At 68.8% G+C, this 20596-nt stretch carries 23 protein-coding genes; 9 read left to right on the top strand and 14 right to left on the bottom strand.

Translation table 11 applies throughout. The features are described from left to right. Window positions 1-8: 8 nt before the first annotated feature. The gene (locus tag ON41_RS22180; RefSeq protein WP_040749645.1) at window positions 9-833 is read left to right on the top strand and encodes a class I SAM-dependent methyltransferase; all 825 of its coding nucleotides are present in this window, start codon (window positions 9-11) and stop codon (window positions 831-833) included. Between the two features lie 7 nt (window positions 834-840). Here ON41_RS22180 and ON41_RS22175 read toward each other — a convergent pair whose 3' ends face one another. The 8 genes from ON41_RS22175 to ON41_RS41765 form a co-directional block, all read right to left on the bottom strand. After that, window positions 841-1290, bottom strand: a complete 450-nt coding sequence (locus ON41_RS22175; protein ID WP_040749644.1) for a DUF350 domain-containing protein — start codon at window positions 1288-1290, stop codon at window positions 841-843. A gap of 34 nt (window positions 1291-1324) precedes the next feature. Next, a complete protein-coding gene (locus ON41_RS22170; protein WP_040749643.1) occupies window positions 1325-2491 on the bottom strand; it encodes a glutathionylspermidine synthase family protein in 1167 nt (388 codons plus the stop codon). Continuing rightward, a complete protein-coding gene (locus ON41_RS22165) occupies window positions 2491-3315 on the bottom strand; it encodes a hypothetical protein (protein WP_246460841.1) in 825 nt (274 codons plus the stop codon). The genes ON41_RS22170 and ON41_RS22165 overlap by 1 nt, the downstream gene beginning before the upstream one ends. A gap of 249 nt (window positions 3316-3564) precedes the next feature. Next, window positions 3565-3846 (bottom strand): acylphosphatase, encoded by a 282-nt coding sequence (locus ON41_RS22160; RefSeq protein WP_040749788.1) that lies wholly within the window; start codon window positions 3844-3846, stop codon window positions 3565-3567. A gap of 28 nt (window positions 3847-3874) precedes the next feature. Further along, window positions 3875-4330, bottom strand: coding sequence for an OsmC family protein (locus tag ON41_RS22155; protein WP_040749642.1), 456 nt, complete (start codon window positions 4328-4330; stop codon window positions 3875-3877). A gap of 58 nt (window positions 4331-4388) precedes the next feature. Continuing rightward, window positions 4389-5060 (bottom strand): response regulator, encoded by a 672-nt coding sequence (locus ON41_RS22150; RefSeq protein WP_040749787.1) that lies wholly within the window; start codon window positions 5058-5060, stop codon window positions 4389-4391. Window positions 5061-5158: 98 nt separating this feature from the next. Further along, complete coding sequence (locus ON41_RS22145; RefSeq protein WP_040749641.1) at window positions 5159-7681, bottom strand: ATP-binding protein; 2523 nt, start codon at window positions 7679-7681, stop codon at window positions 5159-5161. Continuing rightward, window positions 7678-7830: a hypothetical protein gene (locus tag ON41_RS41765; protein ID WP_157185580.1), complete on the bottom strand. Its 153-nt coding sequence runs from the start codon at window positions 7828-7830 to the stop codon at window positions 7678-7680. The genes ON41_RS22145 and ON41_RS41765 overlap by 4 nt, the downstream gene beginning before the upstream one ends. 318 nt (window positions 7831-8148) lie before the next feature. On the opposite strand from ON41_RS41765, the gene ON41_RS43655 reads away from it, so the two are divergent. From ON41_RS43655 to ON41_RS22125, 4 genes are read left to right on the top strand one after another with little or no spacing between them, the layout of a single operon-like run. After that, window positions 8149-8340, top strand: a complete 192-nt coding sequence (locus tag ON41_RS43655; RefSeq protein WP_306307787.1) for a potassium-transporting ATPase subunit F — start codon at window positions 8149-8151, stop codon at window positions 8338-8340. Then, a complete protein-coding gene (gene kdpA / locus ON41_RS22135) occupies window positions 8341-10017 on the top strand; it encodes a potassium-transporting ATPase subunit KdpA (protein WP_040749639.1) in 1677 nt (558 codons plus the stop codon). Then, a complete protein-coding gene (kdpB, locus tag ON41_RS22130; protein ID WP_040749638.1) occupies window positions 10014-12170 on the top strand; it encodes a potassium-transporting ATPase subunit KdpB in 2157 nt (718 codons plus the stop codon). The genes kdpA and kdpB overlap by 4 nt, the downstream gene beginning before the upstream one ends. A gap of 1 nt (window position 12171) precedes the next feature. Next, a complete protein-coding gene (locus ON41_RS22125) occupies window positions 12172-13056 on the top strand; it encodes a potassium-transporting ATPase subunit C (RefSeq protein ID WP_040749637.1) in 885 nt (294 codons plus the stop codon). 16 nt (window positions 13057-13072) lie between these two features. Here ON41_RS22125 and ON41_RS22120 read toward each other — a convergent pair whose 3' ends face one another. Together ON41_RS22120 and ON41_RS22115 are read right to left on the bottom strand one after the other, a co-directional pair. Further along, complete coding sequence (locus ON41_RS22120) at window positions 13073-13792, bottom strand: phosphotransferase (protein WP_040749636.1); 720 nt, start codon at window positions 13790-13792, stop codon at window positions 13073-13075. Further along, complete coding sequence (locus ON41_RS22115) at window positions 13789-14391, bottom strand: TetR/AcrR family transcriptional regulator (protein ID WP_040749635.1); 603 nt, start codon at window positions 14389-14391, stop codon at window positions 13789-13791. The genes ON41_RS22120 and ON41_RS22115 overlap by 4 nt, the downstream gene beginning before the upstream one ends. Window positions 14392-14503: 112 nt before the next feature. Between ON41_RS22115 and ON41_RS22110 the strand changes: the two genes are divergently transcribed. Continuing rightward, a complete protein-coding gene (locus ON41_RS22110) occupies window positions 14504-14881 on the top strand; it encodes an ester cyclase (protein ID WP_040749634.1) in 378 nt (125 codons plus the stop codon). Window positions 14882-14896: 15 nt separating this feature from the next. On the opposite strand, the gene ON41_RS22105 is transcribed toward ON41_RS22110, so the two are convergent. Together ON41_RS22105 and ON41_RS22100 are read right to left on the bottom strand one after the other, a co-directional pair. Further along, window positions 14897-15385 (bottom strand): DinB family protein, encoded by a 489-nt coding sequence (locus ON41_RS22105; protein ID WP_040749633.1) that lies wholly within the window; start codon window positions 15383-15385, stop codon window positions 14897-14899. A gap of 17 nt (window positions 15386-15402) precedes the next feature. Then, window positions 15403-16029, bottom strand: coding sequence for a class I SAM-dependent methyltransferase (locus ON41_RS22100; protein WP_040749632.1), 627 nt, complete (start codon window positions 16027-16029; stop codon window positions 15403-15405). 87 nt (window positions 16030-16116) lie between these two features. On the opposite strand from ON41_RS22100, the gene ON41_RS22095 reads away from it, so the two are divergent. Next, window positions 16117-16716 (top strand): helix-turn-helix domain-containing protein, encoded by a 600-nt coding sequence (locus ON41_RS22095; RefSeq protein ID WP_040749786.1) that lies wholly within the window; start codon window positions 16117-16119, stop codon window positions 16714-16716. Between the two features lie 65 nt (window positions 16717-16781). On the opposite strand, the gene ON41_RS22090 is transcribed toward ON41_RS22095, so the two are convergent. Then, entirely contained in the window at window positions 16782-17453 is a 672-nt protein-coding gene (locus tag ON41_RS22090; RefSeq protein ID WP_051162161.1) for a TetR/AcrR family transcriptional regulator, read from the bottom strand. Between the two features lie 77 nt (window positions 17454-17530). Between ON41_RS22090 and ON41_RS22085 the strand changes: the two genes are divergently transcribed. Both ON41_RS22085 and ON41_RS22080 read left to right on the top strand, forming a co-directional pair. Beyond that, entirely contained in the window at window positions 17531-18460 is a 930-nt protein-coding gene (locus ON41_RS22085; RefSeq protein ID WP_040749631.1) for a zinc-binding dehydrogenase, read from the top strand. A 149-nt stretch (window positions 18461-18609) separates the two neighbouring features. Then, a complete protein-coding gene (locus ON41_RS22080) occupies window positions 18610-19044 on the top strand; it encodes a hypothetical protein (RefSeq protein ID WP_051162159.1) in 435 nt (144 codons plus the stop codon). A gap of 168 nt (window positions 19045-19212) precedes the next feature. On the opposite strand, the gene ON41_RS22075 is transcribed toward ON41_RS22080, so the two are convergent. Continuing rightward, a complete protein-coding gene (locus ON41_RS22075; RefSeq protein ID WP_040749630.1) occupies window positions 19213-20556 on the bottom strand; it encodes an SCP2 sterol-binding domain-containing protein in 1344 nt (447 codons plus the stop codon). Window positions 20557-20596 lie beyond the last annotated feature (40 nt).

Raw genomic sequence — 20596 nt, 5'->3', positions numbered from 1 at the left:
GACGGGAGATGCTGATGACAGGCACCGTGGATTTCACCGGGGTCGAATGGACCACTCTCGTCACGCTCTACCTGCGAGCCGTGGAGAGCCGCGATCCGAGGTCGATCCTGGGCGACACCGCGGCCGACGAGGCGCTGCGGCGCATCGACTACGACTTCGGCACGCTGAAGATGCGATTGACGGCCGGTGACCGGTACATCGTGGTGCTGCGCGCCAAACAGCTGGACGACTGGGCCGCCGACTTCCTGGCCCGCCACCCGGCCGGCACGGTGGTGCAACTGGGCTGCGGGCTCGACAGCCGGGTGCACCGGCTGGATCCGGCGGAGACCGTGCGGTGGTTCGACGTCGACCTCCCCGACGTCATCGAGCTACGCCGCCGAATTTATCCGGAGCGAGCCGGATCCGGATACAAGATGATCGGCTCGTCGGTGACGGCGCCGGAATGGCTGGTGCAGGTCCCCTCGGACGGGCCCACCCTGATCATCGCCGAGGGCCTGCTGATGTATCTCACCGAGGACGCGGTGCGCACGCTGCTGAACCGGCTGATCGGCCGGGTTCCGGGCGGGGAACTGATCTTCGACGGCGTCGCCCCGTGGGTCGTCTCCGTCTCGGGCAGGATGCCCGGCCCCTACGGCGGCTTCCGGATGGGCTGGGCGCTGCGCGATCCCGAGCAGCTCGAACGCTGGAATCCGAAGCTGCGCATGGCCGATCACATCGACGTCCTGTCGCGGTACGCGCAGGTGCCCTCGACCGGCTATCGCACCCTGTACCGGGTGCTCTCGCGAATTCCCGCGCTGCGCAGATCCTTTCGGGTCCTGCGCTACACGTTCTGACGCGCCGCTACGAGATCGCGACGGCGACGACCAGACCGAGTCCGAGGTGCGCGGCGGCGACGACCAGCGACTGCACCGAGTAGCTCTCCGCGTGCAGCAGGTCGCCGATGTCGATGCCGAGCACCCACTCCAGCACTCGGACCGAGACCACCTGCACGACAATGCCGAGCAGGCCGTAGATGGCCGCGGCGATGATCCCCTCGGACAGCTTGCCGCTCGAGGAGTAGACCGCCAGCACGACGATCAGCGCCATGCTGACCATTCCGGAGGCCGTGACCACGACCGCGTTCGGGTTACCGGCGGCGACCATCTTGCGCAGCGGCCCGGGCGTGGTGATGTCGATCGCGTAGAAGCCGATCAGCATGAGGGCCAGCCCGACGATCGCGTACAGGACGATGGCGCCGATGCCGTGCCCGATATTCCCCCAGTACCCCGACTCGAGCGCGAGTGTGGTCATCGATGGTCCTCCAGATGGTGTGTGCGGCACGGTATCAGTGCTGCGGAATACGGTGCGGGACGAAGGTGGAGCTGTCGTCGGTGATCAGGCCGGGAGTCTCGCGGATGCCCAGGCCCGCCGAGGTGTCGCCGACGATCCAGGCGCCCAGTACCGGGCGCATGCCGTCGAAATCCGGCAGCGGATCGAGCAACTGGTAGACGAAGCCCTCCTCGCCGTACACCCCGCCGGTGGCCGTCTCCATACCGGCGCCGACGATGGTCATATTCGCGCCCTCGCGGCCAAGTTTGGGTTTGCGGATGTACTCGGTGAGCTCGTGCGGGTCATCGATGTAGGCGGGCAGCAGATTCGGGTGACCGGGGTACATCTCCCACAGCACCGCCAGCAGCGCCTTGTTCGACAGCATCGCCTTCCACAGCGGCTCGACCCAGGTCGTCTCCGGCAGGGAATCGACTACGCGCTTGCCGAATTCGTCGTCCAGCGCCCACTCCCACGGGTACAGCTTGAACAGCGACTCGATCGGGGCGTCGGCCAGATCGACGAAACGCTCCAGCTCCGTGTCGAATCCGATCTCCTCGATCGGCAGCGCCACCGTGTGGAATCCGGCCTCGGCCGCGGTCTCCTGCATGTACGCGGTGGTGACGTTGTCCTCGCCGGAGCCGTCGGCCGACGACCAGGTGAAGTGCAGGTCGCCCGTCGGGAGCGTCTCGCGCAGTTCGCCCCAGCGCTCGACCAGCTTCTCGTGCAACGAATTCCACTGGTCGTCGCCGGAGTGGGTGTCGGTCAGCCAGTGCCACTGCACGATCGCCGCCTCCAGCAGCGAGGTCGGCGTATCGGCGTTGTACTCCAGCAGTTTCGCCGGGCCGCGGCCGTCGTAGCGCAGGTCGAACCGGCCGTACACGTACGGGTCGGAGCGCTGCCAGGATTTCTTGATCGGCTCCCAACTCCATTGCGGCAGACCGAATTCGGCGAATCGCTCGGTGAGGACGATCTGCTCGACGGCGTGCAGGCACATCGTGTGCAGGACCTCGACCTGTGCCTCGAGCGCGAGGATCTCGTCCAGATCGAATTCGTAGTGGACCGATTCGTCCCAGTACGGCCGCGGCTGCCCGTTGACGTCGCGGCCGGGTGAACCGAAAACCAGGCCCTGATCCTGAATGATCTTCTGCCAGCCCGGTCGCGGATTACTGCGCACCCGCCGCACTAGGAACCTCCACTGGTGCTGCTGCTCTTGGAACCGAGACCGCCGCGAACGACGGTGCCGCTCTTGGTCTTCACCGTCGCGCTCTTGGGCGCGACCGTGCTGCCGCCGGTGGGCGGCCGGCCGACGGTGTTGTTACCGCCGTAGTAGTAGCGGTACTGGTGACCGTTGTAGATGAAGAAGCCGGGGAATCCGCCGCCGCCGTAGTATCCACCGCCGGAGGTGGTGGCGTACTGCTGGGCGCGTTCGCACTCGTCGTCGGGGACGACGGTCTGCTGCCCGTTGTCGTCGGTGATACACGACGCGGTGACCTCGTCGGGCGCGGTGACCGCGCGGTAGGTGAGGTATCCGGCGCCGACCACCGCGGCGATGCCGACCACGGCGACGCCGCCGATCAGCATCCGCTTGCGGGTGCGCTTCTTCTGCTCCAGCGCCTCGGCCGCGGCGCGCTCGGCCTCCTCGGCCCGCTTGCGCGCCTTGTCCCGGGCGCGCGCCTCGGCCACCGTCGGCGGCCGCGGCTGGGTGACCCCCGCCTCCTGCCGCTCGATACTGCCGCGCATGGTGCGCGGGGGTTCGGTTGTGCCGCCGGGGGTTTCGCCGGGCGACGGTACGCCCATGCCGCCGGATTCGGACGCACTCGCGAACGGATCGGGTATGCCGGGCAGGGGTGCGCCGATGCCGCCGGATTCGGTGGTGCTGGGGAAGGGGTCGGGCAGGCCGGGTAAGGGCGTCGTGGGCTGTGCGAATCCGGGCCCGGGCGGTGTGCCGAATCCCGGACCGCCCGATCCGGATTCCGGCCCCGTGGGCCCGCCTGGAGGTTGGGGCATGCGAACGGTCTCGTCGGCGTCCGGACGATTCATGCGTGCCGTGTCGTCCGCATCCGGGCGATTCGCGCGCGAAGGGTCGTCCGCGTCCGGACGATTCATGCGTACGGTGGGCTCGGCATCCGGGTGTTCGGGCGCACCACCCGGAGTGCCGTCGGGTTTACCGGATTCGGAGTCGCCAGGGTCCGGAGAATTGCCGGGACGGTTGCCGGAATGTTCACTTGCCAACGATCGACTCCCTGTTCCCCACCGCTACCGTTCCTCGAATCCGGCCCATTCGCCCTGCGCGGCGCCCCAGTCTTCCACAACCAGGTCGACGCGGCCAGGCGTGTTGCCGGACCGCAACAACGTGAGCAGTCTGTCACATCGGTCCCTCGGACCCTCTGCTATGACATGCACGCGGCCGTCCCGAGTGTTACGCGCGTATCCGGTCAAACCGAGTTCGAGGGCGCGGGATCGGGTCCACCACCGGAACCCGACGCCCTGCACGGTGCCGTGCACCCACGCGCTCAACCGGACCGGATCGGCGGTCATCGCCCGGCCCGCGCGCACCGCCGGATGCTCACGCCTCCACCTCGAACGACAGGTTCACCTTGCTGCCGGCCTTCAGCGTGCGGCCCACGGTGCACACCTTGTCGATGGCTCGCTGCACGGTTACCAGCAGCCGTTCGCGGGCCGCGTCGTCGAGTTCGGACAGATCCAGCTCGACCACCTCGTCGAGTTCGGGATAGACCTCGTTCTCGCGGTCGGCGGCGCCGGACACCCGGATGGTGACGTCGTAGTTCTCGCCGAGCCGGTTCGACAGCGGAAAGTCCGAACTCATGCCGGTGCAGGCGGCCAGGGCGATCTTCAGCAGCTCACCCGGCGTGAACACGCCCTCGACGCCCTCGGACCCGACGAGCACCTCCGCCCCGCGGGAGCTACGCCCGGTGTAGCGCCGGGTCCCCGTGCGCTCGACCCACAGCTGGGCCGGGCCCGAGGCGGTCGTCGAAGCCTGGGCAGAGGTCTGTTCAGTCATGACTCGAGTTTGCCATCCGAGGAGGAGTGAGCGTGGTCACGGCAGAAGTGGTGAGGGCCTAGGACTGGAAGCGGTAGCCCATGCCCGCCTCGGTCAGCAGATGCTTGGGGTGGGAGGGATCGTCTTCCAATTTGCGGCGCAGCTGGGCGAGATAGACGCGGAGGTAATGGGTTTCGGTGGCGTAGGACGGCCCCCAGACCTCGCGCAGGAGTTCGCGGCGGCCCACGAGTTTGCCCTGGTTGCGGACCAGCATTTCCAGGACGCCCCACTCGGTCGGGGTCAGGTGGACGTCGACGCCGTGCTTGGTGACCTTCTTGGCCGCGAGATCGACTGTGAACGAGGAGGTTTCGACCACCGGGTCGGAGCCCTCGCCGACCGCGGCCCCGCGCCGGACCGCCGCGCGCAGCCGGGCCAGCAGTTCGTCCATGCCGAAGGGCTTGGTCACGTAGTCGTCGGCGCCGGCGTCGAGCGCCTCCACCTTGTCGGCCGAATCGGTGCGCGCCGACAGCACGATCACGGGCGACTGGCTCCAGCCTCGCAGCCCGGCCAGCACGTCGATGCCGTCCATATCCGGCAGTCCGAGATCGAGGACGACGACGGCGGGATGTTTCTCCGCGGCCGCCCGCAGCGCGGCGGCCCCGGTGGCCGCGGTGATCACCTCGTAGCCGCGGACCGACAGGTTGATCCGCAGCGCGCGCAGGATCTGCGGTTCGTCGTCGACCACCAGCACCCGGACCGCCGCCGAGGCCGGCTGGTCGCGTTCCCGCGTGCCGCCGTGGTGACGCGCGGCCTCCTGCCGTCCGTCGCTGCTCGGTGTAGTCACGCGTACTACTCCTGTTCTCGTGCCGGTTGCCGGGTCGCGTTCTGCGCGGCCGGGAGATCGATCACCATGGTGAGACCCCCGCCGGGGGTCGGTTCGGCGTGCACCGTGCCGGCCATCGCCTCGACGAATCCGCGCACCACCGACAGTCCCAGCCCGACGCCGGTGGAGTTGTCGCGATCGCCCAGCCGTTGGAACGGTTCGAACATCTGGTCTTCCATGCCCGTCGGCACTCCGGGACCGTAGTCCACCACCGTGATCGACACGCGGTTGCCGGTGGGTTCCGCGGTGACGCGCACCGGCGTGTCGCTCGGGGCGTAGCGCAGCGCGTTATCGATGAGATTGGCCAGCACCCGTTCCAGCAGGCCGCTGTCCGCGTGCACCGAGGCGTCGCCGACTTCGACCTTGATCCTATCCATGGCCGCGCGGCGCAGACCCCGGGTGCCCATCCCGACGCCGACCACCGCGCGATTGACGACCTCCTCCAGATAGACCTGCTTGAGCTGCGGTTGCACCACCCCGACCGCCAGCCGCGACGAATCCAGCAGATTGCCGACCAGCGAGGTCAGTTGATCGACGGATTCCTCGATGGTCTCGAGCAGTTCGGCGGTGTCCTCGGGCGAGAATTCGACGTCGTCGCTGCGCAGGCTGGACACCGCGGCCTTGGCGCCCGCCAGTGGGGTGCGCAGGTCGTGACTGACCGCCGACAGCAGGGCCCGGCGCAGCCGGTCGGCCTCGAGGACGCTGGCCGCGGCCTGGGCCTCGTCGGCCAGCCGGCGGCGCTGTTGCAGCCCGGCCGCCTGATTGGCGACCGCGCCGAGCACCAGCCGGTCGCCCGGGGTCAGCCGGCGGCCGGTGAGCAGCAGCCAGTGCATATCGTCGCCGGCCTCGATCGCGACGTCGGCGTCGGCGACGCGACGGGGTGGATCCTCGCCGACACAGGCGATCACCTCGTCGTCGGTGGCGAAGCTGACCGCGTGCTGCCCGAAGGTCTCGCGCGCGCGTTCCAGCAGGTCGTGCAGGTCGGCGCCGTGCAGGACAGCCCCGGCGAAGACGGTGAGCAGTTCGGCCTGCTGCGAGGCCCGCCGCGCCTCGCGAGTGCGCTTGGCGGACACGTCCACCAGCGCGGCGACCGCGACGGCCACCATCAGCATCACCACGATGGTGAGGAAGTTGTTCAGCTCGGCGATGGTGAGGCTGTGCCGCGGCGAGACGAAGAAGAAGTTCAGCAGCACGCCGCCCAGCAGCGCCGACAGCGCCGCCGGGGCGACGCCGCCCAGCAGTGACACCGCGATCACGCCGATGAAGTACAGCGCGCTCTCGCCCGCCAGATCCAGATGATCGTCCAGCCAGACGTTGCACACCGCGGTGATCACCGTCGGCACCAGCACCGCGGCCACCCAGGAGGCGAGCTTGCGCTGCCGGGGCGTCACCGACGACCACCGGAATCCGCGCTTGGACTCCGCGTGGGTGACCATGTGCACGTCGATCTTTCCCGACGCCTGCACGACGGCTGAGCCGATGCCCTCGTCGAGAATGCGGGCCCACCGCGAGCGCCGCGAGGTGCCCAGCACCAGCTGGGTGGCGTTGACCTGACGGGCGAAGCCCAGCAGCGCCTCGGGCACGTCCTCGCCGGTGACCGTGTGCAGACTCGCGCCCAGGCCGCCGGCCAGATCCCGCAGCCGGGCCAGCCGCTGCGTGGACACTCCGGCCAGGCCGTCGCCGCGGACCACGTGCACCACGATCAGATCCGCGCTGGACTTGGTGGCGATGCGGCTGGCGCGGCGCACGATGGTCTCCGACTCCGGGCCGCCGGTCACCGCCACGACCACGCGCTCGCGGGCCTCCCAGGTGTCGGTGATCTTGTGGTCGTCGCGGTACTTGGCCAGCGCCGCGTCGACCTGGTCGGCCAGCCACAGCAGCGCCAATTCCCGCAGCGCCGTGAGGTTTCCGGGCCGGAAGTAGTTGCGCAGCGCGGCGTCCACCTTCTCCGCGGCGTAGACGTTGCCGTGCGACAGCCGCCGCCGCAGCGCCTCGGGCGTGATGTCCACGAGTTCGATCTGCTCGGCCCCGCGCACCACCCAGTCCGGGACGGTCTCGCGCTGCACGACGCCGGTGATCTGCTGCACGACGTCGTTGAGGCTCTCCAGGTGCTGCACGTTGACCGTGGACACCACATCGATCCCGGCGTCGAGCAGTTCGTGCACGTCCTGCCAGCGCTTCTCGTTCCGGGATCCGGGCACGTTGGTGTGCGCGAGTTCGTCGATCAGGACCACCGCGGGACGGCGGCGCAGCACCGCCTCGACATCCAGTTCGGGCAGGGTGGCGCCGCGGTACTCGATGTTCTTCTGGGGGACCCGTTCGATGCCCTCGAGCAGTTCGGCGGTCTTCTTGCGTCCGTGCGTCTCCACCACCGCCGCGACCAGGTCGCGGCCGCGCTCCAGACGCCGATGCGCCTCGCCGAGCATCGCGAACGTCTTGCCCACACCGGGGGCCGCGCCTAGGTAGATCCGCAGTTGGCCGCGCTTCACTCGTCCATCATGGCGCGCGTATCCGCGCGCGCGTCCCGCGGCACGCGCTGGGTCGCCGCCCCTGTTGTGGCGAGTACCCGCAGGCCCAGCGCGCAGGCCAGGAAGCCGAGGAGCACCGAGGCGGTGACCGCGAAATCCGGCACTGTCATCTCCTTACGTCAGCTGCGACGGCACCCTTTTTCCGGCACGCTTTCGGCCGGAATCCTTAGGTGCCAGACATGGATCCCGGCCAAAAGCATGCCGGGAAATCAAAAGCATGCGGGATGCGGGAGCTGCGAGCGAGCGTGGTCGGCAGTATTAACGGCTTCTTGACGGAACCCTGCCCAGCCTTGACGTTCTCCGAGCGGCCTCCGAGGACGCCTGTAAGGGGTCCGTCAAAGCGGCGACTTTCCCCGCAAAGAACGCGTTAACGACCTCTGAGACAGGCAGAACTGGCGTTTCACTCACTGCGGCGCATCTTGCGATGCGTGTTGTCCAAGAAAGGTTCTCTCCATGTCTGTCGTGGTGTTCACCCTGGTGACCGTGGCGGTTTTCGCTCTGCTCGGTCTGATCCAACGGGGGGTGGAACGGCTGTGACGCAGAACATCATCGGTCTGGTGCTGGCCGTCGGCGTCGCGCTGTATGTCGTTGCGGCGCTGCTGTTCCCGGAAAGGTTCTAGGTGAACACGACTACAGCGGGGATTCTTTTCGCGGTCTCCCTGATCCTCGCGCTCGCCGTGGTGCACATCCCGCTCGGTGACTACATGTATCGGGTGTACGCGGGACAGCAGCACTCCCGCGTCGAGCGCGGCATCTACAAGCTCATCGGCGTCCAGCCGGGCGTCGAGCAGAACTGGGGCGTGTACGCCCGCAGCGTGCTGGCGTTCTCGGCGATCAGCGTGCTGTTCCTGTTCTTCCTGCAACTGGTGCAGGGCCATCTGCCGTGGCACCTCGGCGAGCCGGGCACCGAGATGACCGGCGGCCTGGCCTGGAACACCGCGATCAGTTTCGTCACGAATACGAACTGGCAGAACTACGCCGGTGAGTCCACGATGGGCCACACCGTGCAGATGGCCGGCCTCGCCGTGCAGAACTTCGTGTCGGCCGCCGTCGGCATGGCCGTCGCGATCGCGCTGGTCCGTGGCTTCGCCCGGCGCGATACGAGCGATCTGGGCAACTTCTGGGTGGATCTGGTGAGGGGAACCATCCGAATCCTGCTCCCGATCGCGTTCGTCTTCGCCCTGGTGCTGATCGCCGGCGGCGCGGTGCAGAACTTCCACGTCTTCGACCAGGTCGCGCAGACTGTCGGCAATACCGGATCGCAGACCCTGCCGGGTGGTCCGGTCGCCAGCCAGGAGGTCATCAAGGAGCTGGGCACCAACGGTGGCGGCTTCTTCAACGTGAACTCCGCGCATCCGTTCGAGAACCCGACGACCTGGACGAACTGGGTCGAGATCTTCCTGATCCTGATCATCGCGTTCTCGCTGCCGCGCACCTTCGGCCGCCTGGTCGGCAACCCGAAGCAGGGCTACGCGATCGTGAGCGTGATGGCCGCCCTGGCGATCCTCAGCACCGTGCTGACGAACTACTTCCAGCTGATCCATCACGGCACCGTGCCGACCGCCGTCGGCTCGGCGATGGCCGACGTGGAAACCCGCTTCGGCGTATCGAATTCGGCGACCTTCGCCTCGGCGACCACGCTCACCTCGACCGGTGCGGTCGACTCCGCGCACGACTCCTACACCAGCCTCGGCGGCCTGTGGCCGCTGTTCAACATGCAACTCGGTGAGGTCGCGCCCGGCGGTGTGGGCTCGGGCCTGTACGGCATGCTGATCCTGGCCGTGATCACCGTCTTCGTCGCGGGCCTGATGGTCGGGCGCACGCCGGAATATCTGGGCAAGAAGATCACCCCGCGCGAGATCAAGCTGGCCGCCTCGTATTTCCTGGTCAGCCCCCTGATCGTGCTGGTGGGCACGGCTAGCGCCATGGCGTTGCCGGGCGAGCGCGCGAGTATGGCCAACACCGGACCGCACGGCCTGACCGAGGTGCTGTACGCCTTCGCCTCGGCGGCCAACAACAACGGTTCGGCGTTCGCGGGCCTGTCGGGCAATACCGACTGGTACAACACCGCGCTGGGCCTGGCCATGGTGTTCGGCCGGTTCGTTCCGATCATCCTCGCCCTCGCGCTGGCCGGATCGCTTGCCGCACAAGGACATACCCCCGCGTCGATCGGCACGCTGCCGACGCACCGGCCGCAGTTCGTCGGCATGGTCGTCGGCGTGACCCTGATCCTGGTCGCACTCACCTTCCTGCCCGCGTTGGCGCTCGGGCCGCTCGCCGAAGGAATCCATTCATGACCACCCCCACCCTGGACACCACGGAGACGAAGCCCGAGTCCTCGGCGCACACGTCCGGCCGTGTCGGCAGCGGCGTCTTCACCCCGCGGATGCTGGTGAAATCGCTGCCCGACGCCGTCCGGAAGCTGGATCCGCGCACGCTGTGGCGCAATCCGGTGATGCTGATCGTCGAGATCGGCGCGGTCTGGTCGACCATCCTGGCCATCGCCGATCCGACGTTCTTCGGCTGGGCGATCGTCGTATGGCTGTGGCTCACAGTGCTTTTCGCGAACCTGGCCGAGGCCGTCGCCGAGGGGCGCGGCAAGGCTCAGGCCGACACCCTGCGCAAGGCCAAGACCGATACCGTCGCACGACGGCTGGTGGACTGGGATCCGGGGCAGGAGAACGTCACCGACGAACAGGTTCCGGCGCCGGAACTCGCCCGCGGCGATCACGTCGTGGTCGAGGCGGGCCAGGTGATCCCGGGCGACGGCGACGTCGTGGAAGGCATTGCGTCCGTGGACGAGTCGGCCATCACCGGTGAATCCGCGCCGGTGATCCGCGAATCCGGCGGCGACCGCTCGGCCGTCACCGGCGGCACCACCGTGCTGTCGGACCGGATCGTCGTCGAGATCACGCAGGAGCCCGGCGGCTCGTTCATCGACAAGATGATCGCGCTGGTCGAAGGCGCCAGCCGGCAGAAGACGCCGAACGAGATCGCGCTGAACATCCTGCTCGCCGCGCTGACGATCATCTTCGTATTCGCGGTGGCGACGCTGCAACCGCTGGCGATCTTCGCCAAGGCGAACAGTCCGGGCGTCGATGACACCCTGGCGCTGGATGTGCACGGTGTCACCGGGATCGTCATGGTGTCGCTGCTGGTCTGCCTGATCCCGACGACCATCGGCGCGCTGCTGTCGGCCATCGGCATCGCGGGCATGGACCGCCTGGTGCAGCGCAATGTGCTGGCCATGTCCGGCCGTGCCGTGGAGGCCGCGGGCGACGTGAACACGCTGCTGCTGGACAAGACCGGCACCATCACCCTCGGCAATCGCCAGGCGTCGGAGTTCGTGCCGATGCCGGGCGTCTCCGAGGACGAGATCGCCGATGCCGCACAGCTTTCCAGCCTCGCGGACGAAACGCCCGAGGGCCGCTCGATCGTGGTGTACGCCAAGCAGGCCTACAACAAGCGGGAGCGCACGCCCGGCGAGCTGACCGGGGCCACCTGGGTGGAATTCACCGCCCAGACCCGCATGTCGGGCGTGGACCTGTCCGACGGTCATCAGCTGCGGAAGGGTGCCGCGAGCGCGGTCACCGAGTGGGTGCGTGCGCAGGGCGGTGCGGTGCCCGAGGCGGTCGGTGTGACGGTCGACGGTATCTCCGCCTCCGGCGGCACCCCGCTGGTGGTCGGCGAGATCTCCGGCGGAAAAGCCCGGCTGCTCGGCGTGATTCACCTCAAGGACGTCGTGAAGCAGGGCATGCGTGAGCGTTTCGACGAGATGCGGCGCATGGGCATCCGGACGGTGATGATCACGGGTGATAATCCGTTGACAGCCAAGGCGATCGCCGACGAGGCGGGGGTCGACGACTTCCTCGCCGAGGCCACGCCGGAGGACAAGCTGGCGCTGATCAAGTCGGAGCAGGACGGCGGCCGCCTGGTCGCGATGACCGGTGACGGCACCAACGACGCGCCCGCTCTGGCCCAGGCCGACGTCGGCGTCGCGATGAACACCGGCACCTCGGCCGCCAAGGAGGCCGGGAATATGGTCGATCTGGATTCGGATCCGACCAAACTCATCGAGATCGTGGAGATCGGCAAGCAGTTGCTGATCACGCGCGGCGCGCTGACCACGTTCTCCATCGCCAACGATATCGCCAAGTACTTCGCGATCATTCCCGCGCTGTTCGTGGTGCTGTTCCCCGGCCTGGACGTGCTCAACATCATGCGGCTGCACAGCCCGCAGTCGGCGATTCTGTCAGCGGTGATCTTCAACGCGCTCGTCATCGTGGCGCTGATTCCGCTGGCGCTGCGGGGCGTGAAGTACACGCCGTCGAGCGCGTCGACGCTGCTGTCCCGCAACCTGGCGATCTACGGTGTCGGCGGCATCATCGCGCCGTTCATCGGTATCAAGATCATCGACCTCGTCGTCCGTTTCCTCCCTGGGATGTCCTGATATGCGTATGTCAACCTGGATCCGGCAACACCTCGCGGCGCTGCGTGCGCTGCTGGTGCTCACGGTGATCACCGGAATCGCCTATCCTGTGGCGGTTTTCGTGGTCGCGCAGCTGCCCGGGCTGCACGACAAGGCGAACGGGTCGCTGATCGAACAGGACGGGAGGATCGTCGGCTCGTCGCTGATCGGGCAGGCGTTCACCGACGGCAACGGCAACGCGCTGGCGCAGTACTTCCAGAGCCGCCCGTCGGCGTCCGGAAAGGGCGACGGCTACGACCCGACCTCGACCAGCTTCACCAACCTCGGCCCGGAGAGCACCCTCGCCGAGAACCCGGACGACGCCAAGCAGAGCCTCCTCACCCAGGTGTGCGCGCGCAGCAAGGCGATCGGCGAACGCGAGGGCGTGGACGGCAGCCGTCCGTTCTGCACCCCCTCCGGCGTCGGCGCGGTCCTGGCGGTCCTGGGCCCGCGCGACGCGCGCGGTGGTGTCCCGCACCCGACCCGGGTGGTGAGCGTAAACGAGACCTGCCCGGCCGCACCGTTCCTGGACACCTACGAGGGTGTGGAGGTCGAGTGCGCCCGGATCGGCGAGGACTACTCGGCGGGCTTGATCGTCCCGATCCGAGGCGACGCCCCCGCCGACACCCCCGTCCCCTCCGACGCCGTAGTCACCTCCGCCTCCGGCCTGGACCCCCAGATCTCCCCGGCCTACGCGACCCTCCAAATCCCCCGAGTAGCCAAGGCCCGCAACCTCTCCGAGGCCGACGTCCGCGCCGCCGTAGCCGCCCACACCGACGGCCGCGACCTCGGCTTCCTCGGCGAGCCCCGGGTGAATGTCCTGGAACTGAACCTGGACCTGGACAAAACCCACCCGGTCCGGAGCTGAGGCCAGACGGCCGGCTTCACCCTCGCCCGGTGAAGCCGGCCGTCGCGAACTCCGCGCGGTGTTCGCTGGTCCAGTCGTAGGCGGCGCGGACGGCGTCGACGGCACCGCTGTTGCGGAGGTTCACCATCGCCGGGTCACCGTTGTCGGCGGCGGATTCGATTCCGCGCCAACACCTGTCCTGCCACCACAGGATCGTATCGACCACGTGCGTCCGGTCGGCTAGGCCGTAGGCGTCGCACATCAGCCGCATGCGGTTCGCGGCTACCGTCACGTCGGCTACAGATGGGCCGAGATTCAGGTATTGCCAGCACATATGAGCGATGTCGTGGATGCGGGCGCCGGGTGCGGCGAGATCCCAGTCGAGGAAGGCGACGGATCCGCCGGGACGGTAGACGGTGTTCTTCGGAGAGAGGTCGTTGTGGCACACCACGTCTTGATCGGCGGCCAGTGGTGTCCCGGCCGTCAGGTCGTGAAACTCGCGCACGGCTCGTGCGACGGCTACCAGGCTCTGATCGGTCGAATCCGGCTGTCCCGCAATATCGTCCAGATAGGTGAGCACCTCGCGTCCTTGGCTGTCCATGCCCAGATATCGGGGAGTGCCCGACCATCCCCGCTGCTCGAAACGGCGTAACAGCCGGTGGGCGAAATCGGAATTGTGGCCGACGTCCCGACGGACCGTATCGCCTACGCGGACCACGCGATTGACGAAACCGCCGGGCAACGGGATCTCGGTCATGGGGGAGGGCGAAGGCCGTCGAGGATGATCCGGGCCAGGTGAGCCGAGCGGGCCCGGCTGGACTCGGCGTGGGCGTGGCGAATGGCGGTGAACGCGCCGGCCACCAGGGCCATGGCTTCTTCCACCGTGATGTCGGGTCGGACTGTTCCGGCCGTGCGGCCGCGGTCCAAGAGGTCGGCGACGTGGGCGGTGAGGTCGGTGGCGACCTGCGGGGCCGCGGTGCGGAGGTCGAATTCGGCGGCGGCCAACGCGCTCTTCACCGCCGCGTTCTCTGCACCATTGGCCATCATCCGGGCCAGCAATGTGTAGACGGCGTCGGGATCATCCGCCGCGGTAAGCGCTTTCGCCTCCGCCACCAGCTGCTCCAGCCCGTCGATCGCGACCGCGAGGTACAGCGACTCCTTGGTGGGGAAGTGGCGGTGGACGGTGCCCGGGCCGACTCCCGCTCGGCGGGCGATCTCGTCGAGCGGTACACCTAGGCCGTCTCGCGCGAACAGTCGCTGTGCGGTCCGCAGGACCTGCTCGCGATTGCGGCGGGCGTCCGCTCGGAGTTCCCGGTCGGGCGGGGGCGTGGTGCGTTTCGGCGGTGGGGTGGGCATAGCGATTACAGCATAACCGGGGCGACGCACCGTATATGCTGGAGCCGTAACCGGGGCGGCGCACCGTTTATGGCTCGCGTCGCTCGTTCTTCAGCACGAGGGGATTTCGCTCATGACCGCACCCGACCCCGGCGCTCTCGTCCGGCGCTTGCAGGAATGCTTCAACACCAGGGCCTTCGATCAGGCGGACGACCTGTTCACGCCCGACTTCTTCAGCCACGCGCTGGGCACGACCGGATTCGAGGCGGGGAAGAACGCCTGGCGTGCCCTCGTCACCCGCTTTCCCGATGTCCGGGTCGTCGCCGAGGACGTCCTGGTCGACGGTGACAGGGTGGCCATCCGTTCATCGGTGGACGGCGTCCCGGACGGCGGCGATCGGCCGATGCTGCTCGAGATCTTCCGGGTCCACGACGGCCGCCTCGCGGAGATGTGGGGGATAGGGCAGGGCCTGCCCTTCTCCGCGGAAACGCTCGGTCCCGCAACGCAATAGCCGCTGCGCGACCGCTCAACGCCCGGTCGCGCCGTCGATCAGCTCGCGAAGGATATCGGCATGGCCGGCGTGGCGGCCGGTCTCCTCGATCATGTGAGTGAGTGCCCACCGGACGCTGGGCGCGGGGCGGCCCGGTCGCGGGACGGGCGCGCCGAGATCGTCGCATCCGTCCAGGACGTCGTTCGCGCGGTCGACCGCCTCCCGGTAGCGGGCCACGACCTCGGTCACGCTGTCCTCCGGTGCGGCGTGAAAGGTCGCCTGCCAGTCGGTCACTGTGTCCCCGAGGAACAGCGCGCGCTCGACGTAGGTCAGGTGCACGAGCAGCCCGAGCAGGTTCGTGCCGGAGGGCACGGCGGCGGCGCGCACCTGCGGTTCGGGGGCGCCCTCGACCTTCGCGGCGACGGAGGTCCGCAGGTAGTCGAGGAAACCGCGCAGGGTGTCGGATTCGGTGTTGCCGGTGCGCGGCGGCGGCGCGTCGGCGCGGCGGCGTGAGGTGGTGGGCACGAGGGTTCCTTCGCTGATCAGGCCGTGCGGCGGAGGAGCAGGACGTGGTCGGTGACCTCGGCGGTGCGCCCGCCGGGACCCGTCGCGATCCGGCGCGGCGCGTCGGCTCGCTCGACCGCCCACAGCGCGGGGTCGAGATCGATCTCCGCGGCGACCTCCCGCGGGCTCGGGTACCGGGCATCGGGATCCTGATTCCACGACCAGGGCGCGGTCGAACCGTGGTCGACGACCAGCAGCAGCCCGCCCGGACGCAGCGCACGCCCGGCCCGGCGCAGGACATCCGCCCGGTCCAGGTCGTAGGGCGTGTGCAGGTAGTGCGCGGAGACCAGATCGAACGACTCGTCCGGAAAGGACGCGCGCAGGTCGTGCTGTTCGGCGGCGAGACGGCCGTCGAGACCGTTCGCCCGGGCCAGCTCGGCCAGCCGTTCGACCGCCACGGCCGAGATATCGACCGCCGTGACGCGCCACCCGCGGCGCGCCAGCCACAGCGCGTCGCCGCCGTCACCGCATCCGAGATCCAGCGCGTCTCCTGGCGAGAGGGTCGAAACCATCTCGGAGAGACGGAGATTCGGCTGCGGATCGGTGGCAGGCGGGCGGGCGGCATACACACCGTCCCAGAACGTGACCGCATCGGTGGTGCTCATCGTGACTCCTCGGGTCGGGACTTCCCCAGTCTTTCCGGCCATACCGCGATCTGGCACGCGATCTTGCTGTTCCGGCAAGATGATCTGGTGGATCCCGATACGGACGACGTGCTCGACACCGTGGGACCGCGCCTGCGCGCGCTGCGCCGACACCGCGGTCTCACCCTCGCCGACCTCGCGACCAGGACCGGGATATCGGAGAGCACCCTGTCCCGGCTGGAGAGCGGGCAGCGCCGCGCGACCCTGGAATTGCTGCTGCCGCTCTCCCGCACCTACGACGTCCCGCTCGACGACCTCGTCGGCGCCCCGCGCACCGGCGACCCCCGCATCCACCTGAAACCGATCCACCGCTTCGGCATGGTCTTCGTCCCGCTGTCCCGGCGCCCGGGCGGCGTGCAGGCGTTCAAGATGATGATCCCCGCGGTACCGGAACCACTCGACCCGACGCCGCAGACCCACGACGGCTACGAATGGCTGTACGTCCTCAACGGCCGCCTGCGCCTGGTCCTCGGCACCCGCGACCTGACCCTCCCGCCCGGCGAGGCGGCCGAATTCGACACCTCCGAACCCCACTGGCTGGGCAGCGCCGACGGCGGTGCGGTCGAACTACTGATCCTGTTCGGCCTGCAGGGCGTACGCGCCCACGTCCGCCCCGACCCGAACCGCCCCCCGCCCGGCGCGAGCTGACGCCACCGCCGCGATGTCGATTCGCTCGGACCGGCGGCGTTGCGCTTTGCCGCCGGGAGTGCAGATCAACTTGCGGATGTGTTGGGGCCGTGTGGTTTTCGTGTGGAGATCGTGAGTGTGGTGGTTTCCCGGGCGGCCGCGCAGGCATCGCCGAGGAGGGTGGCCAGGGTGTCCGGGCCGGCGGGGCGGGGGAGCCGGGTCCATTCGTCGAGGGCCCAGTGGAAGGCGGCGATCGTCAGGTCCAGGACGAGTCGCGGACGAGGGTCGTGCGGGTCGAATCCGAAGCGGTCGTTCAGCACCGTCAGGGCGGAACGTGTTGTGCGGTCGCAGAATTCGAGACCATGCGCATTCATCGACGGGACCCGCTCGGCGAGCGTGCGGCTGCTCCGGACGCGCTCGGCCCAGCCCTCGGCGGGCATCTGACCCAGCGCGGCGACCAGGGTGTCGCGGACCAGATCCAGCAGCAGGCCGTCGCCGCCGGGCGGCCGGGTCTCCAACTCGGCGAGGAACGCGGTCCACAGGTCCTGGGTGGGCGCCATGGCCACGTCTTCCTTACTGGTGAAGTAGCGGAAGAACGTGCGCTTGGAGACCTCGACCTCGGTGCACAGCTGGTCGAGCGTCGTCGCGTCGAAACCGTCCGCGACGAACCGCTCCAGCGCCACATCGATCAGCGTCTGCCGCGTGCGCCTCTTCTTGCGGTCGCGCAGCGAGGGCGCGTCGGAGATCGCCGATTCCATGAGCCAACCGTACCTTGTGCGCTATTGCCACCGAGGTTAACATGCCACCGAGTGGCACTTGGTGAATGGGAGAGGTTATGCGCGCACTGCTGATCGACAGGTCGGTCCCCGGCGGATTGCGGCTCGGCGAGGCGCCGGATCCGGTTCCGGCGCCCGGTCAGGCTCTGATCCGGACGACCGCGACCTCGCTGAACTACGGAGAGGTGGCCTTCGGCGTCGCCGACGCCCCGGAAGGTGCGGTGCTGGGCTGGGACGCCGCCGGCGTGGTCGAGCGGGCCGCGGCGGACGGCTCGGGCCCGGCCGCCGGAACGCCGGTGGTGACGGTCGCGCCGGACGGCGGCTGGGCGGAACTGCGGGCCGTGGACACCGCACTGATCGGCGACGTGCCGCCCGGCGCCGATCCCGGCGCGATCAGCACGGTGCCGGTGGCGGGCGTCAGCGCGGTGCAGGCCCTGCGCCGCATCGGTCCGCTGCTCGGCAAGCGCATCCTGGTCACCGGCGCCGCCGGGGGAGTCGGGCGCTATGCCGTGCAGCTCGCCCGCGCGGGTGGTGCGCACGTCGTCGCCTCCACGGGGAATCCGGAGGCACACGGCCCCGCGCTGCTCGAGCTGGGCGCACACGACATCGTCTCGGGGCCTGACGATCTCGCCGTCCGGGTCGACGGTGTCGTGGATCTCGTCGGCGGCCCGCAGCTGGTCGCGGCGTTCGGGCAACTGGCCGGCGGCGGCACGCTGGTATCGGTGGGCCACTCCGCGGGGGTGGGCGAATCGTTCCCGTTCGGCGCTCTCTTCGCCAACGAAGGCCGGCACGACCGCTCCCTCGTGACGTTCTATCTCCTGGCGGGTCAAGGGCTTTCGGACGACCTCACCTGGCTGGCCGGCGAGGTCGCCGCCGGGCGGATCGATCCGCAGATCTCCTGGCGCGGCTCGTGGCGCGAGGCCGCCGAGCCCGCCCGCGCCCTGCTCGACCGCCGCCTGCACGGCAAGGCCGTCCTCGAGATCGACTGAGCCGCAGGAGGTAGCGCCGCCGTGACCAGGGCTGTCGGTCGCCGAGTCCGCACCGCCCTCCCAGATGTGGGGAAGCTATTTTCCGGGGCGGCGGGGGAAATGGTACAAAGCGGACCGATATACAGCTCGGCAAGAAGGGAACCTCCTGCATGATCAATGCCAAGAAGACGGTGGCCGCCTGTGTGGGTGCGCTGGGAATCTCCGCCGCGGCGGCGGTGTTCTTCCCGGCCACCGCGTCCGCGGCGGCGTACGGCGGTCAGTGTGGTGGTGGATACGACGTGATCGACACCCACGACATCGGGGGCGGGACGGTCTTCCTGACGTACAACGGCGACAAGAACTGCGTGGTCACCGTGCGGGACAAGGCGGGTGAGCGCAAGGCGATGGGCGCCGGGGTGCAGGTGTTCGACGGTGGCGCGAACCAGTGGTACGAGAACGAGGGCGAATTCGAGGAGTACGCCGGTCCGGTCTTCGTCGAGGCGAAGGGCCAGTGCATCGACTGGGGCGGCTACATCGGCGGCCGCGACAAGCAGTGGACGGCCACCGACCACGGCAAGAATCCGCCGGTGCACTGCGGGCGGTAATGCCGACGGAGGCCGTTCGCGCCATGGTGTGAGCGGCCTCCGACCACAATCGTTTCCCGGCATGGGTCACAATCGTTTCCGGCATGCTTCTGGCCGGGAACCATCGGCGGTACCGGTGGATTGCGGCCAAAAGCGCGCCGGAAAACGGGGGGTGTCGGGCGGTGGGGTTCAGCTGGGAAAGCAGCGGCCGAAGGCCAGCAGAAGTCGCGGCGAACCGTGAATCCTGATGCGGCCCAGCATGATCGCTCGTGGCAGCGCCGACTTCTTGGCGAGCGAGCGTATCCAGGCGCGGGAGTCGGCGGTGACGCGGATGTCGGGATCGCCCTGATGGCCGTCGGTGATCTCGAGGGTCCGGTCGTGAATGGCGATGGTGATCGAGCGCCGCTCGGCGCCGGTGAACGTGAAGTGATAGGTCGCCGACAGGCCCCGGGACTGCTCACGCTGGAAGACCAGCGGTAGCCCGTTCACGAATTTGTCGATACTCGTCGGGCGCAGGCCGCGGTTCACCAGCTTGGCCGTCTTGTGCGGGAACCGCTGCGCGACATACTGTTCGGCGTCGGAGCCCCGCACGACGTAGACCGTCTCCTCCTTGTTCTGCAGCGGCCGCACGACCTGGTTCAGATGCTCCTTGCTGTTGTCGAGGTACCGGCCGATGACGTCCTCACCCGCCGGGCATACCGACATGCAGTAGGCCGCCTTGTAATTGCCGCCCCACGACAGGCTCTGCCACATCGAGGCGGTCTCGTTGTCGGCGACCCGTGATCGGTAGTCGTCGGCGCTGCCGCTGTCGGCGACCTGCTCGACCCAGTCCCCGAACCCGCCCAGGAACTCCCGGTAGTTGTGGGTGTAGCAGGCGGAGAAGTCGAAATGGCCGTCCGGTGAGATCGCGCCGGTCGGGCACGCGGCGACACAGAGCTTGCATTCCAGGCACGGATCGAAGTCGATCGGCCGGGAGTACTCGGAGATCTCCGCATCGATCACCACGGTGGCCAGCAGGACGAAGTTGCCGAACGTCGGATGGATGACGTTGCGGTGTATGCCCATTCGGCCCAGTCCGGCCGCGACCGCCACCGGTTTGTGCGAGACGACCCACATCCGGTCCGGGAACCGGTCCATCTCCATCGGGAAGCCGACCGACGGATTCAGCGCGCGCACGCCGCGGCGCTCCAGCGCGGTGACGATCCCGCGGGCCACGTCGTTGGTGTCGTCGGTGCCGTGGTGGAACTCGAGATTCGACACCGATCGCGCCGGGGTGCGGATGTTCTCGCGATTGAGCCGGCACACGATGCTGATCAGCGCGCGGGCCCCGGGCATGGCGGCCTCGATCTCCGCGCGCTCGTCGGCCAGCTCCGGCCGGTCGATCTCGACGAACCCCACATCGTCGGCGCCGGCGTCGAGGGCCACCTCGCGCAGCCACGCCGCGTCCAGCGGACCGGGCGGACGGGCGGCTTCGGATCGCTCGCGGACCCGGACGACGGTGGGGTGTTCCTCGAGTTTTCTCCGTTTCGCCATACGGCAGCCGCCAATCCACATCCCACGTCGTTCACAGGCG

This window comes from Nocardia transvalensis NBRC 15921 (assembly GCF_000308875.1).
Taxonomy (GTDB): Bacteria; Actinomycetota; Actinomycetes; order Mycobacteriales; family Mycobacteriaceae; genus Nocardia; species Nocardia transvalensis.
This window is presented reverse-complemented; position numbering and strand designations above follow the sequence as displayed.